Origin of the sequence: Defluviitalea phaphyphila (assembly GCF_001466305.1) — a bacterium.
Classification (GTDB): domain Bacteria; phylum Bacillota; class Clostridia; order Lachnospirales; family Defluviitaleaceae; genus Defluviitalea_A; species Defluviitalea_A phaphyphila.
Genome location: NZ_JWID01000024.1, coordinates 1 through 16,905, shown reverse-complemented (window position 1 = coordinate 16,905; position 16,905 = coordinate 1). Strand labels below are relative to the sequence as shown.

Annotated in this window: 17 protein-coding genes; all 17 read right to left on the bottom strand. The window is 42.6% G+C overall.

From position 1 onward, the window contains the following. Positions 1–378 precede the first annotated feature (378 nt). Positions 379–2,232, bottom strand: coding sequence for a hypothetical protein (locus OM90_RS10805; RefSeq protein ID WP_058486895.1), 1,854 nt, complete (start codon positions 2,230–2,232; stop codon positions 379–381). A 4-nt stretch (positions 2,233–2,236) separates the two neighbouring features. Continuing rightward, positions 2,237–2,674, bottom strand: a complete 438-nt coding sequence (locus tag OM90_RS10800; protein ID WP_058486894.1) for a helix-turn-helix domain-containing protein — start codon at positions 2,672–2,674, stop codon at positions 2,237–2,239. A gap of 845 nt (positions 2,675–3,519) precedes the next feature. Further along, positions 3,520–4,671 carry a WG repeat-containing protein gene (locus OM90_RS10795; RefSeq protein WP_058486893.1) on the bottom strand — a complete coding sequence of 384 codons (1,152 nt, stop codon included), beginning with the start codon at positions 4,669–4,671 and terminating at the stop codon, positions 3,520–3,522. A 45-nt stretch (positions 4,672–4,716) separates the two neighbouring features. Further along, the gene (locus OM90_RS10790; RefSeq protein WP_058486892.1) at positions 4,717–5,082 is read right to left on the bottom strand and encodes a hypothetical protein; all 366 of its coding nucleotides are present in this window, start codon (positions 5,080–5,082) and stop codon (positions 4,717–4,719) included. A 54-nt stretch (positions 5,083–5,136) separates the two neighbouring features. Further along, positions 5,137–5,547 (bottom strand): hypothetical protein, encoded by a 411-nt coding sequence (locus OM90_RS10785; RefSeq protein WP_058486891.1) that lies wholly within the window; start codon positions 5,545–5,547, stop codon positions 5,137–5,139. Between the two features lie 1,174 nt (positions 5,548–6,721). Then, entirely contained in the window at positions 6,722–7,471 is a 750-nt protein-coding gene (locus OM90_RS10780; protein ID WP_058486890.1) for a hypothetical protein, read from the bottom strand. 16 nt (positions 7,472–7,487) lie between these two features. After that, the gene (locus OM90_RS12635; protein WP_144428577.1) at positions 7,488–7,751 is read right to left on the bottom strand and encodes a hypothetical protein; all 264 of its coding nucleotides are present in this window, start codon (positions 7,749–7,751) and stop codon (positions 7,488–7,490) included. Positions 7,752–7,820: 69 nt separating this feature from the next. Next, on the bottom strand, positions 7,821–8,144 hold the full coding sequence (locus OM90_RS10775; protein WP_058486889.1) for a hypothetical protein: 324 nt from the start codon (positions 8,142–8,144) through the stop codon (positions 7,821–7,823). 76 nt (positions 8,145–8,220) lie between these two features. Further along, positions 8,221–8,526, bottom strand: a complete 306-nt coding sequence (locus tag OM90_RS10770) for a hypothetical protein (protein ID WP_058486888.1) — start codon at positions 8,524–8,526, stop codon at positions 8,221–8,223. A gap of 263 nt (positions 8,527–8,789) precedes the next feature. Continuing rightward, positions 8,790–9,338 carry a hypothetical protein gene (locus tag OM90_RS10765; RefSeq protein WP_058486887.1) on the bottom strand — a complete coding sequence of 183 codons (549 nt, stop codon included), beginning with the start codon at positions 9,336–9,338 and terminating at the stop codon, positions 8,790–8,792. Positions 9,339–9,354: 16 nt separating this feature from the next. Continuing rightward, a complete protein-coding gene (locus OM90_RS10760; RefSeq protein WP_058486886.1) occupies positions 9,355–10,017 on the bottom strand; it encodes a hypothetical protein in 663 nt (220 codons plus the stop codon). Positions 10,018–10,087: 70 nt separating this feature from the next. Beyond that, positions 10,088–10,624: a hypothetical protein gene (locus OM90_RS10755; protein ID WP_058486885.1), complete on the bottom strand. Its 537-nt coding sequence runs from the start codon at positions 10,622–10,624 to the stop codon at positions 10,088–10,090. 81 nt (positions 10,625–10,705) lie between these two features. After that, the gene (locus OM90_RS10750; RefSeq protein ID WP_058486884.1) at positions 10,706–13,438 is read right to left on the bottom strand and encodes a BspA family leucine-rich repeat surface protein; all 2,733 of its coding nucleotides are present in this window, start codon (positions 13,436–13,438) and stop codon (positions 10,706–10,708) included. Between the two features lie 64 nt (positions 13,439–13,502). Then, complete coding sequence (locus OM90_RS10745; RefSeq protein ID WP_058486883.1) at positions 13,503–14,642, bottom strand: BspA family leucine-rich repeat surface protein; 1,140 nt, start codon at positions 14,640–14,642, stop codon at positions 13,503–13,505. Between the two features lie 17 nt (positions 14,643–14,659). After that, a complete protein-coding gene (locus OM90_RS10740) occupies positions 14,660–14,947 on the bottom strand; it encodes a MerR family transcriptional regulator (protein ID WP_058486882.1) in 288 nt (95 codons plus the stop codon). A gap of 37 nt (positions 14,948–14,984) precedes the next feature. Next, complete coding sequence (locus OM90_RS10735; protein WP_058486881.1) at positions 14,985–15,698, bottom strand: hypothetical protein; 714 nt, start codon at positions 15,696–15,698, stop codon at positions 14,985–14,987. Positions 15,699–16,219: 521 nt separating this feature from the next. Then, positions 16,220–16,537, bottom strand: coding sequence for a hypothetical protein (locus tag OM90_RS10725; protein WP_058486879.1), 318 nt, complete (start codon positions 16,535–16,537; stop codon positions 16,220–16,222). Positions 16,538–16,905: the final 368 nt, after the last annotated feature.

Sequence of the window (16,905 nt, the reverse complement as noted above, 5' to 3'; positions counted from 1 at the left end):
CTTTGGATATAGCCAATAGAATAATAGAATATATTGGTATATTTGGATATTAAGGATAGGTATTTGGGTAGGTAGAGTCACACTTTGATTTTTTATTATATATATATGGCAGTCTGCCTTAATCCATATTTTGCCGTTAAGCCCGATGTCATCGAGCTTAACGGGTCATTTTATGGTGTTTTGGACAGGAGGACTAAAAATTAAATAAAAATCGTGGAAAAGCAAATAAAATCTTTAGATATTGGATACAGAGAAATGGAAATTAAGGTCAACGAATAAATAGTGTGGCTACAAGACTTTTTTATATTATATGAGCCGATTCATAGTGGCGGACAAATGACCTCTTAATCCCACAACAGTCGGGGTTAAGAGGTCATTTTAGGTTGAGGTTATTTCTATGATGTTGCTGTCGCCCAGATAAAACCTGAATTTTTTATGCTTATATTCGGTCTTGCCTGCGTCCTTAGCACGCTTAATGCCTTTCTGGATGGCATCATAGCTTAAACGGTGAGCCTTGGTAAAGGAGCTTAGGTCGTCGTACACAGTGCCGTTATAGGTGTAGCGGGTGGCTTGTGGGTCGTCTGAGGCAAGTATATCGCCTGTTTCGGGGTCTATGGTATATAGACGGCTCTTGAAGCTCACTTGGTCGCCTGATGTGAGAGAGCTGATGCTCTGACTCAGGGCTACGTAGTTGCCTGCACTTGTGTCGGAACAGTAGGATTTAAGCGTATTGTATCGAGTATCCCGATAAATCACTGGACGACTGGTGTAGCGAAGTTCGTCGTTCAACTGCTTGGTTATGATTGCCAAGTTATGCTTACGGTTATCATGCTCACTGCCTTTGCCAGCAACATGGTGTATATGATAGGTCATTGGTTTGCCTGTCTCTGGGTCAAGAGGTTTTCTGATAATTAAATCAGAGTATTCCTGCGGGTAGTAGGTGTAGGCCGCAAGTTTGTGAGAACTGATAAAAACGTTGGTCGGATAAAAATACTGTATAGGTTTGATATTTTTGCGGTATTCAGCTTGTGCCTTGGCGTGGGTCTTGTTGTAGTGAGGGTCGTCAAAGATGTCATTTATCCTCTCAGTAAGCACTTTATCCCACTCTGCCAGCTTTTCGATGATTTCTTTGCGTCTTTGAGGGTCTCCCTGTGGCAAAGGTTCAAACTTTAGGTGTCCTAAAAGCTCGTCGATGTCTAGTGTGCTATTCTTAGCTGTATTAGTGTCAATTCCGAAGGGGTCAATTTCTGCGTCGCTGTTGTAATCAGGAATGTTTTGGTCTACTTTTGCGTAGTATTCTTTATACTTGGCCGATGTTTTCAGTAGCTCCTGTTGCCGATAAATCCGCCTGTATAAATCCCAGTAATTATAGACACGGAAGCCGTAGGCCGCATAATTATCACTACCAATCTTAGGGACAACTCTGTAATATTTGTTGACGGTCTCATCGTGTATTACCAGCTCACCATCCAACAGATATGGAGCGGAGGCACGCCCTATAAGTAAGCAGGCCACCTCTTTGAGGGTGCTATTGTTGACTGGCGTTAGAGTGCTTATGTCTGGTGCTTCGGATAAAACCTCAGTGTAGGTTGTTATGGCGTCTGCTTGCAAGTCGTTGATTACCCGTGATAAGTGCGTCGTAAGGTCAAACGGAAGGATGACGCCAGTTGGTATATACTCTACTTTCGGAGCTGTGGTTAGAGCATTATCTGTTAAGGGTGATATGTTAGGTAGTGGTAGAGCTGTGACAAAACCGTGAGTATATTCTAATATCTTGTTATACAGTGCCTCAGCATAGTCCTTGCACTCTACGTAAGTAAGGTTGATTATCTGCGGGATATAAGGTTTGGTGGCTTCAAGGATGCCCCGCACTACGCCGTTTGATGTTGGTAATATATCCTCTGCTGAGAGCTTGTATAGATAAGTCTGCAAGCAGGCCGATAAAACTGGTCTAAGATTGTCGAAGGTCAAGATTGCTGCTTGTGCTTGCGTTTGCTGTGCTAAGACATCGTCGAGGTCTAAATTTTCTGCCTGTGCGTACTTTGCACCAAGTACATAGGCAAACATTTCATCTAAGCGTCCGTTAAGATTTTCGGGGTCTTGTGAGTGGAGGCCATTATATTTTGTTGCGAGTGTGCGGTATTCTACCTCTACATGAGTGAGAAGGTCTGCAAGATATTCCTCTCTTGATGATTTGGACGTATTATTTTCGGGGGTTGTTGGCTTAGGCATAGAATTAGACCTCCTTGACATAGAATGTCAATCCTAAATCTAACCCATATTCTTCAGGGGTTAAAACCATGTACGGTTTGCCCTTACGTGGGTCCTCAATTTCGTTGCCTTCTTCATCTATTGCACCTACAAACTGGACTTTACGGTCGCCAAAGGCTTTCCGAACGCTTGCCTCTATGTCTGGAGGTAAGGGTTTACCCATAAAGTCAGTGTATACTTTTTTCTTAGGTGCGGATAAAACCTTCTGTTCTGACTGGTCGTATAAAAAGTCTGATTTAATTCGGTCAATTAGAAGATTGGCTACATATTCCGGGGGTTCGTGTGCACCCCTTTCCCAGTCCTCGACTGTTCTACGGGGTATACCATATAGATTAGCCAATTCAACTTGTGTAAGCCCCGCTTTTTGACGAACTTCTTTTATCTGCTGTCCAAGTGTTTTCATACCATAGCCCTCCTTTCTAAGTATTGCTATTACAATGATACCACGAATTTCGTGGTAAGTCAAGGAATTTGTTAATTCCCGTGGTTTGCCCGTGGTTACGGGTTGCTTGAGAAATAGGAAATCAGATGGCGGTGACCGTGGTTTTTATGCGATAAATCTGGAGTAACAAGTCTTACCCCAATAAAACCCGCCAGACTATACTTTTAGGCGTCTGGGAGCGTTGTACGGGGTTTTAGGTGGAGAAGTAGTCTTATGATACTTAAGAGTGGTACAAAGGCGGTTGTAGAGCGATTGGAGAGGTTGAGGATAAGAAAAACAGCCCTTGGGTAAGGGCTGCCTTCAGAGTTTTTATGCGGATAAAAAATTTTCTTTAATTCATAATAGCACGAATTTCGTGCTTTTGTCAATTATATTTTGTACGAAATTCGTGCTTTTGTAAGCAACAATTATGTACGAAATTCGTGCCTTCAGTGTAATGCCCGTAATGGTCGGATAAAACCGCTTACGCAGTTGGTTACGCAACGCTTAAAACCGCTTACGCAGTTGATTGTAATTCCATAGGGACGTCGATACTGTGCCGTTTTTCTCGCCTACGATAATACCAGCTAAGACTTTAGGTGCGGATAAAAAGAGAGAGAGCCAGAATACGGCTCTCTTAGGTTGGAGTGAGTATATGTCAAGGAAATTATGCGTGTTTGGTGCGTTCTGCGACTTCTGCTTGCTTGGAATCATTCATCAACTTGACATCGCCTGTTAGATAACCCGTAACTCTACGGATACGACGGAAACCTATGCCTTTGCCCATAGTATCACCTCCTGATAAAACCTTTATAAAGGGATTAGATTTAGTTTATAGGTCTTAGGATATACCACTCACAAAGAGGTATGCTAAAAGGATATTCTTCATACTGATTAGGGTCATATGGGCTAAGATATATCCACTTTACAAGTTTGCCTACGAGTGCCACGCCGTCCTCTATGGGTGTTATATAGTTAAACTGCTCGCTCAATTCACGTAATAAGTCAAGGTCATAGTATTCGGGTCCGTATTTATGGTATGAGTCGTAATATCTGATTACATACCTGAGTTCTGCTGATAACCTCAGTCTGTGTGCATCTTCCCACATCTTATATCTGGACAATAGGTCGGGGACAGTTGTTACTCTGTTACCATGTTTGTCTACGTAGTATGTGGATACCTTAGATGCGGAAAAATCCCTGACTTGTATCAAACCATTGGATAATATCATGTATTCTTGCGTTTTGCTAAACGGTAAAACAGTTTTGCCTGTAATGTCAATAACCCCGTTTGATACATAGGATTTTTCATCCATATATACTACTACTAAACCATATTGCAAAGTGCTTCTTGGGTCGTAAGCTATATAAATATGGTCATTTGATGTAAAGATTTCTTTACCATCTTTATCTATTAAATGCCACCCTCTATCATCATAAGCACCAGCAACACCGTTATCGTACGGGGTTATATCTTTGTACCTACCTGCTGGTACGATAACCTTACCTGTTTTATCTATGACGATTGTACCTTTGTCAGTAATCAGAGGTAGTCTACCTTCACGGAAACGCAGTCCGCCACCGTAAGCGTCTGGCTTACTTGAAAACAAAACCCGATATTGTGGACGAATAACCTCTTTTCCTGTGGTTGCGTCCACAAAACCCCAATAACCACTGGGTTCAATATAATCACCAGTAGACACCGCTATCATGCCATCAGATACAGCAGATACACTACTATATTGACCGATGTACTGCAGAGTATACCCAGCTGGGGCTACGGGTGTGGATGACGCCGCAGCTAATAAAGGTTCGACAGGTGATGTTAAGTCTTTTGTGATTGCGTTTGTAGCCTGCTGGACGGATAAAACCTCCTGCTGTTGTGCTGTGGGCTTTTGCTGTGCCTCTGTTGATAGCGTCAGTTGACTACCAGTTAGTATTAGGACTAAGCTTAGTAAGCTTGCTATTAGTTTTTTCATAGTTGTATTCCTCCTTTTCTTTTTTGGGGGTGGCTCTGATAGAGCCTATATTTCAATGGCTTCAAGGATATAGTGTGCTGGACGGTAACTGCCATCGTCGAAGTATGCAGTAGGCACGAAGGTTACGGATAAAACCTCGTATGGAACGTAGTTATGCCGTAGCTTTTCGCCTACATCTACTGGGGGTATGTCATAAAACCTCAGTTTCTTAACTGGCTCGTAGTTGTAGAGGTATCCATAAGGGGTCTTGCTGTGTGGGGAAAGGAGCTTGACAAAGGTCTTTTCCCCTGTGCGGGCGGTTACTTGGGCGACTGTACCTGACGGATAGAGCTTGTGTGAGTCGATGAAAGGTAAGCGTGAGCCGTTGATGATTGTCCATGTGGCTTGGGGGAAAAGTCTTATCTTTGCCATATCAGTGTTTCCTCCTTTCGTAAGCTTTGGGTTTGCGGATAAAACCTCTCTGGGTTAGTCGGCTTTGACTATCTTCGCCCCGTCTATGCGGTATAACTGGTCGGGGGATAGCCTACATCTATGCAGCTCTACCCCTACGATGAGAGCCTTGGCTGACGGTATGCTGTATAGATAGTGCACGGGAGAGGTCTCCTCCAATAAAACCTTTGTGATAACGCCCGGTAAGTCGTCGGCTTTTGTGCAGTTGATGGTGATGGACTGCTCGACCAGTAAATCCCGCAGTATAAGGACAGACGGTTGGATGCTCAAATAGCTCAGGAAGTCCTCAATTACTTCGTAGACAGGGTCGTCGTTGGGGTCTAAAGGCTTGGCAACTGGTTCTTCTTCGGCTGGCTCGATGTATGTGTGCTTGACGCTTCCGTCTGTATGATTTTCTTCAAGATAAGCGAGTTCGTAGGTTGACATTGGGGTCGCCTCCTTTGGTTAAATTTTTAAATGTTTTTATATGTTTTTATATGTTTTTATAACCGTGGAGGCCTGAGGTTAATTTTGATTAAGTTTGACTAAAAACTTATAAACGGATAAAACCATCTGTCTGGCTATGGAAGGCGTCTAATCGAGTTCTAAGGGGCTGTGAATAGATAGGTGGAGGTTTGTACTGGTGATGGGTTGAAAAGTTTGCTGAGGGCGATTGTGGGGGAAATTATGGGGGTTAAAAGACTGGGGTATAGCTGGGAAACTGGTTCATAATCCCGCACTGGGAAACTGGCTCATAGACAGACTGTCTCGTAATCCCGCAAGCGTCACATAAAATCCGCCTGCCTCATAACCTGCCTTGCGGGTTGCTTACATAAATGACAGACAGACCTATAAAACCCGCCTTGGTGACTGGCTTTGTAATCCCGCCAAATAAATCCCGCAAGAACCGAATAAAACCGCCTAAGGGAACTTCCGTACTGCGGGTGCTGTAAATTGGCGTTTATATATTCTTTGAGCCTGTTAATCTTAGCGGACAAATTTCCAACTAAACCCGCAATCACGGGTGCTACTGTCCAGTTTGGACAGGTGGACATATATTCTTAGACCCGCAGGTAGAAGTCAAAGAAAAACCCCCAGATAAAAGCTACCTGAGGGTCGTAAATGGGGATTGTCGTTAAATCGGTTGTACAGGCGGACTGGGAGCGTCGGTGTAGGCGAGTCTGCTGCCTGAGCCTCTGGCTCACCTTTTCTCCTACCTACCTCCGTCTGCATCTACTCCGATTTCTAATTATATATTTGGCAAGGCCTGATTAGATTCTGATTATAAGTAAAAAATCTTTTAACCCCCGTGGTATCGAGGATTTATAGCCTACGCAAGACAGACGCAAAGACGAAAATTGGGGAGAAATATTTGAAGTGCGTCCGAGAGAAAAATTGAGAAAAATTTTAATTTGAGTGTTAAAAATGAATTGTATGTGAAAAATCGTGGGAAGCCCTGTGGCTACGGATAAAACCAGCTTACGACAGTGATTTGCGTAGGTGGGTGTCTTCGAGGCGTGAAGCCTTGTGCTGACGGGATGGAGTTGCTTACGACAGGGGTAAAAAAGTCAGTCACGAATAAAAGGTCAACTGAAAATTAGAATCCTGCCGAGTGGCAGGATTAGCTGTTTATGATGCCCTCCAATTCAGTGAGAAGCTCGTCTGTTATGGGGTTTTCTATGTCGTCGTAAGCAGGTTCTTGCGGGTCGTAAGCAGGTTCTTGAGGGTCGTCTTGGACTGGTATTGCCGATAAAACAGGAGGTTTGCTGGAAGTGTCTATTTCAGTGTCGTGCAATTTATCTAAGTTCAGGAGGACGATTTTATACCTCGAAATCATTTCCAAATGATTTGCGTAGGCAAGGTCAATTCGTAAGGAGTTCCCGCCATTATTGAGGTAATTCTTAATGTCTGGTGAGTTGACTTTGACATCTATCGGCTCACCACAGTCTAAAAAAGATAGCTCCGTAGGTGTGTAAATTGTACCATCATCTGTAATCGCAGTATATACATCAGTGGGTAGGTCGTGGATTACGAGAGTACGGTAAATACTTTGAATAGGGTCGCTTACGATATACAGGTTCGTAGTCAGAGCGTCGACCACGGTGTATGGACTGATATATGCGTAAGGGTCATGGGGTGGATATAAAAAGACATCTATAGGTTCGTCGGGGTCGAATTGTCCCGATAAAAGGCTGACTGTCTTAGTTTGGAGCATGACATCTGTTAGACGGTTATAATGCTTGGACTGCTGCAAATAGTGTCTTAAACCATCGCATATATGCTGAGGTAGAGGTTTAGTTGACTGCTTTTGCAAATCTTTATAAATGCGAGTAAGGAACTTGTAATTGGTAATCAAGGGCGGTTTATACATAACTATTTCACCTCCTTTATGTGGTTTCTAACGTCAGGCCGAAGCTTTCGACCATTTCTTTGTGGTGTGAGTTTGAGAGGTCAAGCAGGTCGGGATTTTGGGATAGATACCAGCGAGCGTCGGTGTGGGTGAGCTTCTCGAAGTGTCCGGGAAAGTCCTTATCTGAAAAGATGAAGGAGTCGGTAAGCATATCACGGATAAGGAGAGCTCTGAAACGAACTACTGGATAGTGAAGCAGATAAAACAGGTGAGTTCGTGGGTTTAAATGAAAATTTTCCATAATTGCACCTTCTTTCTGCGAAAATATGTAAGAGGCCGCCTCTTTGAGGAGGCAGCCGATAAAACAGTTCTAATCCCAATACTTGAACTCGCCAGCTTCGTGTTGCCTGATTAGTTCAGCTTTAGTTTTCTTAGCGATTTCAATAGATTTACTGCGGTCTGGATATAGTAGGCCGAAATCTGTGATATTTTCACCGTTACTCACTATCAGTACTGCTGGCAGTGTTGGATTGCTGGGTTGAAATTGACTGTAACGTGCAGCGTTGGGTTGATTGAACGCTACCTTGCCGATAGTGAGCGTGCCGTCAGGATAATAGACTCTACAAGCCTGTCTGATACGCTTTTCTAACTTTGGGGATACTATCCCGATGCTGTCTTTTGTTGCTCTAATCATAAAATTACCTCCTTTGGGTTAATGGATTATAAGTCTGTTTATTGGCTGTTATAGGCTGATTACCGCCGATAAAACCTCAAACAAGTTTTACAAAGAAATGCTGTAAAAGATGTCTGTTTGAAGGGTTTAAAGGGATGAACTTAACCCTTTTCAGTTTCTCTGGTTCTTTGGCACGCATCCAAGCCAACTTTTCTGTGAAATCGAATCTATGACCTGCTCGTGTGAATAAGTACACTGGGTACGACGGATGGCGTCCGATTGCGAGCAACCTCATGTTGAAATACACTCTGATACCATCCCATACATAGTAGAGCTTGTAATGTCTATGGTCTACGATATATTTAACCTCCTTCATCATATCAACTCCTTTTCTGTTCTTCATTGACTACCCCCGCAGGCTCAAAGGGAAATTTGAGCAGTGTAAGGTATGATAGGTCAAGGGATTAAGTGTAAAATACGCAGGAAGCGTTTAAGGGCGTTTTAAGCGGTTTATTTGGTTGATGGTAAGGGTTTATATGGTTAAATGGGTTTGAAACGATTCTGGGGCGATTCTGAAGGTCGTAGGGGGCTATTTTTGGTGTGGGTGGACAAGGATTTTAATGTGTGCGGATAAAACACTCTGATGAGTAGAAGAAAACCGCCCCCTTAGTTGAGGACGGTTAATTTAATATCGAATACAGCACCGCCAATCTTTTCGCCTGTTTCAGGGTCTATATTGCGAATATGTGCTTCACATTTATACTCGCCTTTTGGTAAACCCACAAGAAGCTTGTCTTTTTCGACCTTCTCACCGACGGGAAGCTTTTTTGAGTAAATAAGTGTATTGTCGTCCTTGATGTAGATTTCTACTGCTTGTGTATACTTATTAGTAGCTACATTTTCGACAACAATCGTTCCCTCAGATTTGCTGGTCTCGAATACTGGGATAGGGAAGATTCTATAGTCTGTAGACGCAAAACCTACTGCCATCATATTGTCTTGAACATCTTTTGTATCGTCAATGCTATCTGGAAAGCCAAAGTGTATTATTATCATTTCCTCAGTGATTACTTCTACATCCTCCATGTCATCATTGATTATTGTAGTAACCGCCTTACCAACGGCTTGGGTACAGCCCGTAAATACAGTAAGTACCAATGCTACGAGTAATATAAGGGATATAGACTTTTGACAGATAAAACTCTTGAATTTCATTTCTAATCTACCTCCTTTAGTTTAGAACAGTTATCTTTATGTTAGCTCCTGCTGTACCAAGCTTTTCGCCTGTTTCGGGATTGATAGCACTAAAATAAGCTATGCACTCATAATCGCCCTTCGGTAGGTCAACAAGAAGCGTGGATTGCTCAACTTTATTGCCTATGTCAACGGCTCCTGAGTATACAAGTGCGTTGTCGTCCTTAGTAAAGATTTCGATTAGTTGCGGATACCTGTTAGACGCTGAGTTAGTTATCATCAAAGTTCCAAGGGATGTGCCTGTCTCAAAGATTGGGTTTGTGTTCATGCTTATGTTTATCATTCCTTCTTGGACTTTTTCATTCAAGGCCGCTACGATTTCTTCCTTGCTCTTACCTGTCAAGTCGCCTAAGCTCTGGTTTTTATCCCAGTTGATGCCGGGGATTGGCATAGGATTGTCGCCGATAAAAACTCCCTTAAAGAGGGGGATTAAGAGCAGAAGGAGAAGGAGTAAAAGGTATTTCTTCTTGCTCTTTTTCTTCTTTTCCTTTGTTTGTTCTGGTTGTTGTGGCTGTACAGGTTGATACTGTTGTTGATACTGTACCTGTTGTGGTTGTTGCTGTTGTACCTGTTGCTGCCCTGAAAACTGTTGTGGCAGGTGTATATTTGCAAATGGATTATTTAAGGTTTGTTTTTGCATTTTCTTATCCTCCTTTAATTTTTATGTAGGCAGGAGGGGTTAGCTCCTGCCTCTGTTTAGATTATTAGACTTATTCGTCCCAGCCTACGGTGAAGATTACCTCAGCGATTTGTGCTGATTCGTAAGCAGTTGTCTGTGCAGGCACTTCTGCATCGTAGAGCAGTGGTAAAGATGCATTTTTTGCAAGTCGAATAGAACCCGCAAAGTCGTTACTGTTTGCTCCAGTGGTGTTGACGATTGTGCCTGTGTCTTTGTCCCCAAAGATGAGCTGTAAGGATACATTTTTGGTGTTGACTTTGGCACTCGCCATATCTATAGAGCCGAACGCTACAGTCTCCCAGCCGTTAATACCTTTGGTTTGTATGTCTGTGATAACTACAGGTCCAGCAGAGTTATTGATTACAGCTGCTGTGTCTGATGTTAGGATTTCGCCTTGCTCGGTGATAGTGATAGGTAGAGCGATTGGCACTGTCACTGAGAAGATAGGTGCTTCTACTGTAAGGTCAACTGGTACGGTTTGGTCGCCCTCGGCTGCCATAACTGGCGTTGCGGATAAAAGCATTGAGAGTACTAAAAGTAAAGATAGAAATTTAAAATTAGTTTTCATAGTTATTGCCTCCTTAAAATTTATTTTTTGGTTTATGTTGTAGGGGCGACGGTGTAAAGGCCGCCCCTATTGAACTTGAGGTTATTTGATTACGAAGTTAATGTTCGCTGGTAAATCTGAGCCGTGGTTTGCTGTGATATAGTCAATATCTGCCTGTGAGCGTACATAGATTGTCGTAGCTTCTGCGTCCTTGAACATATCGGATACATCTGGTTGAGTATCAGCAAGTTTGAAGGAACTGATGTCAATGGTCGCAGCCTCTGCTCCGTTGAACATCGAACTCATTGTTTCAACCTTGTCTACATTGAAGCCCGATAAATCAAGAATTGTTGCCTTAGCACCTGAGAACATATACTCCATATTGGTGACGTTGACTGTGTTAAAGTCAAGGTTTAAGGTTGCTGTTGGGTAGCCTTGGAACATAAAGGACATATCGGTTATAGCTGGATTACTGGACTTAAAGTGTGTAGGCAGTTTGTTCTCGTCGCCTGCTTGATAGAAGCCAGCCATCATACTTTGGTAGCTTGTCACATCTACGCCTCTGATAGTGCTTGGTAATACGAATTTGTCATGCTCAAATCCAGTGACATTCTTGCCGAAGCCATAGTAATTGTTTAGGAACTCTGGTTTTCTGTAAGTGAAACTATTGCTTTCAGAGAAGTCCCTGTCTAACGCTAATACGTAGCCCTCAGGTAGTACAGGCTGTCCTTTTACAACTGCTTTGAGCCCTGCAGGTTTACTTGATGAGCGGTTGATTAGCTCTGCTTGGTCTCTATCAAAGACGTATAGAGTGCCGATAGTAGCGTCTTTAAACACGTCTTTGAAAATTGAATCCATTGTATGGATTGACCCATCTGGAATTTGGAACTTGAACTCTGAAAGGTCTAAGACGTCTATGGTTGCACCCTTGAACATCTCATTTGCCCCAAAGGTTTGACCTTTTAAGGTGAGCGTGTCTACATTTACTCCTGCAAACATTTCAGTTGCTTGGTTGAGTGATTCAAAGTTAAGTCCCGATAAAACTATCTCCGTTGCTTCTGCGTTCTTGAACATCTTATCAGCTGAATGTAGGTTTGACACATCCCATCCAGTGAGGTCGAGAGTTGTTGCATTGGTGTTCTCGAACATACTTTGCATATAAGCAGCGTTCGGGATGTTTATATACTGCAAGTCCAAAGATGTTGAAGTGTTGCCTTGGAACATTGAGTTTGCTGTAGTTATGTTAGGATTGTTGACGTAAACGCCTTTCACAGTGGGCTTGGACTGAAACGCTGAGTTTAATCCTGTCAGCTCAGTTCCGTCAATAGAAGCAGGAATGATAATGTAATCATCATTGCCCTGATAAATCGGCGTTGAGCTGTTTACAACCATCCAATCGCTGTTCTTAGGCATTACATATCCGTCTGGATAGTCTGCTGGGTCATAATCAGGAGACTCATCATCGGATTCATCGTCTGCTGGGTAAGTGATAACTGTGTTCTCGTCCTTGACAATAATTGTCAGGTCAGAAGGATTACCCGGAGCCGTTTCCAAGAATTCTTTATCTGCTTGCGTTTGTACATAAACGGTTAGACCGCTTGTGTTTTCAAAGATATTGAAGATATTGGTAGCCTTAGTAGTATCAATGGAACTTAAGTCTAATACTTTAGCATTGGAGTTAAATGCTAAACCACTTAGCGACGTAATACTTGGAAGGTTAATGCCTTCTAAAATAATTGTCTTAGCCTGAGTGCCTTTGAATACCAAATCGAAATTCGTAACATTTGATAGACTAACGCCTGTCATATCAATAACGTTAGCTTGGGCGTTCTCAAACATCATCATAGCTCCGTATTCGGTAACCTTGTCGAGGTTGAAGTGCCTGATGTCAATTCGTTTAGCACGGGAGTCCTTAAACATAGACATTACATTCTCAACATTGCTGGTATTGAAATTACTTATGTCAAGGTCTTTTGCCTGAGAGCCTTCAAACATTGAGTGCATATACTTGACAGAAGATGTATCTAACCCAGATAAATCAAGAGTATCAGACTGCGAGTTCTTAAACATACGAGCCATTGTTGTAATGTTAGGATTATCTGACTTGACTCCTTTTACGTTTGTATCTTCAAACATCCCTGTGTATTGGGTTACTGGTACTCCTTTGATAACGTCCGGGATTATCACATAAGGGTTTGAGCCAATGTAGTGAAATTCTCCGTCGGCTTCACCTTCAAAGTCCTCATCAGTTGCCAATACATAATTGCCTATACCTTGGTTGCCTTCCTCACCACCCTCAACTGCATCCCAGCCCAGAGTTATCACAATTTCACCGATGTTAAGTCCGCTTATCGCTGTTCTCTGAGGGGCTACGCCAGCGGATAAAAATAAGTTCAGGCTATCTGAGCCGTTAATCGGTGTGGCAAGGGCTATCGGCCCAATGCTTGGGTCGAGACCGTTAAATGCTATCCAGTAATTTTTTTGATTGACCTTGAAATTGGTGTAGTCCGTAGCAATCGGGTCTAATGTCCAGCCGTTCTTTGGGGTTACTGTAAGACTATGCACAAATACGGGTGCTATTGAGTTATTGATTATTGGTAGATAATCAGGAGTGGTAACCTCGCCGTTCTCGTCGACATAGATAAGAACGGACGTTGGTACGGTTACATCCATTATCAAGCCGTCTGAGGATAATACAGCGGTTGACTTTCCACTCCCGGGGTTGGTTACCTCTGAGGCGTAAACCGCAGTACTTGGTAGCAGGCCAGTAAGTACCACAGATAAAACCAGCAAGAGGGATAAGAGCTTATTGATAGTTGGTTTACTTGTGCTCATTGAATTTTTGCCTCCTTTTTTTTAAAGTGTTTTTGTGGGGCTATAAAGTGTTGGCCGCCACATTCTATTTGACTATAAGCTGTGTTCCAGCGTCTGGATGACAATAAGTTCTAAAAGTTTCTGGGTCTTGCTTTTGGTTGATGTAAATGGTTTTTATGTTTGACCCGTAGGTCAAAGAGTGTTCTTGGAAGCGGTTGCCTCCTGTAACAATCAGGTTGGAGAAGTCCACGGATAAAAGGTTCTTCGCTCCTGCAAACATACCGCTGATGTCGCTTACGTTGCCGAAGTTAAACCTGCTGATGTCGATTGTTGTTGCCTCGCAGTTAGAGAATATATTACTCATAAACTCTGCTTTGCTTGTATCAAAATGTCTGAGGTCAAGGGTCCTAAATTTACTGCGACTAAACATATTGTTCAGGTTCTTGGCGTTGCTTACGTCAAAGTGCTTGATGTCAATGCTATCAGTGTAAGTTTCGTCAAACATCTGGACGAAGTAAACGCCTGCTGATGTATCAAAGGTTGATACGTCAATGGTTTTGGCTCTCGAACCTTGAAACATTGCTGAAAAATCTTCAACTTTGGAAGTGTCGAAACTTGTCAAAATAAGTTCTTCGACTACCGCTCCGTTGAACATCCAAGACATATCCGTCACATTAGAGGTGTTAAGCATAAGCTCCAATGCACTCCTCGGCTTGTTTTGGATAAACTCTATTTCATTTGTCCTTGCGTCCCAGAACATTGCTCGCATATCAGTGATGTTGGGATTGTCGCATATAACCCCTTTGACTGTGCTACCTTTGAACATACAGGCTGTTGAGGTTATCCTAACTCCTTTGATAACTTCTGGAACTATGACATACTCAGCATCGCCTACATATTGAAATTGACCGTCTATGTCGCCGATAAAATCACTGTCTTTGGCTAAAACGTAGGTGTCGGCGATGTAGGCTTCGATGCTTGGATATGGGTTGCCGTTTTTATCCCGCTTTTTAGATAGGTCGATGGGGTTTTTTTGCGGTGCGGGAGCTGTCGGCTGCAAAGGTGTCGGCTTAGGTTGTTCAGGGTTATGACTGGTTTCGTAGGCCGATGCTTTTAGGGGAGCAACGGCGGGTGTTATGTCTTTAACTGGTGCTGTAGTCGATGTTGCCAGTACGCTTCCCGATAAAAGGATTACTGTAAGTATAGTTGCTGGTATCTTAAACATTGTGTTTACCTCCTCTATTAGATAGTGATTGTCGCAGATTGCGGTTTGCTGTCGTCGGCTTCGTCGTCATCCTTAAAAAGACTTGCCAGATAACTCCTACGCTCGTCGTTTTTAACTCGACTGAGTGCCTCGTCCTGTAAAGTTTTTAACAGTAGTGCCTCGTCAAACAGGTATCTACCTTTATCGCCGCCAGATTTAATGGCTAAAAATCGTCCACTTTCTACGCCCCTGCGTAGGGTTGTTAAAGACAATCCTGTTATGTCAGATGCCTCTTGTATGCCGATAAAACGTACTTTCTTACTCATTGTTATTTACCTCCTCATTGTTTGTTATTGTTCTCGCTCAGTGCCAGTGGTCTACGACCACTGGAACTGGATGTATTAGACCTGCCTTTGAAACTCGGCAGTGTACTATCACCACTCGATTTGATAGTTTGCAGTAGCCTCTGACCGATAAATCCTTTAGACACATCGCTTTTAGGTCGTCTGGACTGCGGTGGTCTATTTTTAAGTAATTCTGTACGTAAATAGAAGTCCAGATTTCATCGAAGGTTTGTGCGGTTTCGGCAATTAAACCCTTTAGCTTCTCATAGCCCAGAACTATCCGATATGCTGGCACCTTTGTGTGGTCCGTAGGATGTAATGCCTGCTCTAATGCAGGTATCCAACTCAACAGTTGCTTTCGACAATGTTGAGGATAATTCAAGTTAAAGTGCTGTTCGCAGATTGCCTTCAGGGAGTAACCCTTTGCCGATAAATCCCGCACCTTGGCAAGTCCTTCGGGTGTAGCCATCTTCTCGATGTATGCCTTTTTAAGACGCTGGTTGTATTGCGTAAATATCTTGGCTACTTCTGGATTGTGCTTGCGTAGTCTGGACATTGACCTGCTTTCCACTCCAAAGTGTGTCATGAAAATTGCTCTTGGCGTTACACCTTCTTCTAAGAGAGCATCTACATAACGTAAACCCTCAGGAGTCTGCATATAAGCCATTCGCTGATGTGATGTTTCAAACTCCTTTAATTTTTCCTTTAAGTCTTCTGCGATTGTACTTTTCATAAATTCAACTCCCTTATTCGGTGATGGTCTGTATCGGCTTCACCCTTACGTTGCCACCATCGGCGTTTCTTCTGCTCGGAGGTGATGTTGCCAGCTGCCTCAGCATTTAATCTAACATTTACTTGATGCATTTCTAATGCCCATTGTAGCCGAGCTGGGTCTATTACAACTGGGTCGGATTTGAGGTAATTTTCATGCAAATATTTCACCTCCCGTTTAAAATCATTTAAAAATCTTTTTATTTATAATCACGACAGGCCTGCTATGAATTTCAATTTAAAAATTTAGTCTGCGTTAATCAAAATAAAGGAGTAAGGTAAAGTTTGAGCGGAGTTTGTGTAGAGTTTATAGAAGTAAAGTAGAGTAATGACAAGAAAGAGCTTAAAATTAAGTACGGCTTAGCACCAATTTAGGATGCTAAGCCGTTTTGCTTACAGATTTATATTTTAATATGTGATTAAGATTAACGGACATTTTTGACGGTAAACCCGATAATGTCGAGGGTTGTGCTAATAAAACTCCTACCAGTATTTAAACTCGCCTGATTTCTGCTGTCTCCTTAACTCGTTTTTAAGAGTTTCAACGTAGTCATAAGATTTATCAAAGTCAGGGTATAACGTTAACGGGTATATATCGTGTATACCATCAACTCGGCTCACTACCACTACTGCAGGTATAGATGGGTCCTTAGGTATGTAGCCTGAGTAGCGTATGCCAGCACCCAGAGCCTCGCCAATCGTTAGCTTGCCGTCGGGACAGTACGTTCTACAAACTCGTCTAATGCGCCTCTCAAGTTTAGGCCGAGCTGTGCGTGAACTTTCTTTAGTCGCTCTAATCATAAGTACATCCTCCTTTTAGGCCGATAGTTTATTAACTTCGGCATTTAATTTATTGTGTTGCTCCTCAAACTGATAAAAACAATAATCTGCGTGGTATGCATCTGCTTGTAGTTGCTTTTGTGCTTCGTATGCGGATAAAACCGCTCTGCGTTGGTGTCTATATAACAAGTCGTCATGGAGTGGATAATCCTCCGCAGGATAGCTTGGTAGGTAGTGGTCGGCTTTTAGCCATACTGGTGCGATATGTTGAGCTATTAGTTCGACGACTTTATCTTCATACTTCTTTATAAATGATACAATAAAAATGTAATAAAATGATCATTTAAGAATGTAGGGAAATAAGATATAATTATCTCTAAGATTAAGGA